This window comes from Gordonia sp. p3-SID1431 (assembly GCF_025143765.1).
In the GTDB taxonomy this organism is placed as follows: Bacteria; Actinomycetota; Actinomycetes; order Mycobacteriales; family Mycobacteriaceae; genus Gordonia; species Gordonia hongkongensis.
On sequence record NZ_JAMBDT010000190.1, the window covers coordinates 1 to 1,446 of the forward strand.

The window sequence follows — 1,446 nt, forward strand, 5'->3', positions numbered from 1 at the left end:
GGGGGTGCGACCTGGGAAAACCGCTCTTGGGGGTGTGGTTGTGATGACCAGAGGATTTTCCGCAGGGCGACCCATAGAAATCAGGAGGGCGGGACCATCACTCCGGTCCACCGGCCGCGCGAGTACACGCCCCACGACCAGAGCGGTAACCGCTCGATCACCGTGGGGCTGACTCCGTAACCCGACTGCGCACGCACCGACGTGCTGCCCTCGGACCCGAGTCCGGGGCGCGTCGCCTCGTTGCCAAACTTGTTGCCGCCCAACTCCAGGACGCGGGCCGCGCCCGCGATCGGACCGAGCCACACCAGCTCGCTGTTGGTCTCGACCATGCGCCGGAAGTGGTCCCCGCCAGTCTCGGCGTCGAGCTGGCCGGGGTCCTGGAAGGCCAGCGTGATCGAGTACCCCGCCGAGCGACCCTGGGCGACCAGGGTCTCGATGGCGCTGCGCGCCTGCGCCGACTTGAACACCGACGCCGCCTCATCGATCACGATGACCAGTGGCTCACGCTGTTTCGCGGCGTCGGTGGCCCGAGCAGCCTCGACCGCGAGGCGGTAGAGGGTGCCCGCGGTCGCGGCGCGGCCCGCGTCGCTCGCGGCGGGAGCCGAGACGATCGCCAGCCGCCAGCCGTCGACGCCGGTACCCGGCACCGGCGACCAGCCAGCCGGGGACTCCGCCTCCCAGTTGCCGAGCATCGACCGCGTCACGTGGTCGAGGGTGTCGCTGGCGACGGTGCCGACCGTCGTGCCCGACTTGTCGATGACCTCCTGCAGCTCCTGGTCGAGGCCCATCAACCGCTCCCGCAGTTCGCCGAGGCTCGGAGCCTCGCCGGCCTTTTCAGCGGCGAGCGCCTGGAGCGCGAACGCCCAGCCCTTGACCGCGTTGTCCTCGTAGTGCGAGTTGACCTTCCCGTCACCGACCTGGGCCTGGCGCATCGTTTTCAGGCTGTCGAGCTGCTGGAAGGCATCCAGGCCGCGCAGCAGACTGAACGCATCGCCGCCGTCGGTCCGCCACCAACGCTGTTGGTGGGCGCCGACGAGGCCGGCCTTTTCGGCCTTCGCGAACAGCTCGATCGCGTCCTTGTTCGCTCCCTTGCCGTCGACGAACAGCACCCGAGCACCGAGACGGAGCTGCTGCACGACGTACTCGTTGAGCAGCACGCTCTTTCCGTGCCCAGAACGGCCGTAGACGGTCTGGCGGGCCGCAACGGGCGTCAGCCACTTGCCGGATCGCTTCGCGGCCTTCACCAGGCCCACAGCGGGCCATTCCGGGGATCCCGACAGCAGTGTCGGCGACGGACGCAGCCAGAAGGGCCGCGTCTCAGAGAGATCCACCGCAACGCCGAACGGCCGAGGCCCCATGGGCATCGGCTGTTCGTCCTGTCCGTTCGCCTTCATCGCGAGCCGCTGGAGCGGCGGCACAGCCGCCGTCGGGTCCAGCTTCCAGCCC

1 protein-coding gene is annotated in these 1,446 nt (G+C 69.6%); it reads right to left on the reverse strand.

Going from position 1 to position 1,446, the window contains the following annotated elements:
- Positions 1–80 precede the first annotated feature (80 nt).
- Positions 81–1,446, reverse strand: a 1,366-nt coding sequence (locus M4D77_RS23725) for a type IV secretory system conjugative DNA transfer family protein (protein WP_259937723.1), incomplete at its 5' end; no start/stop codon positions are given.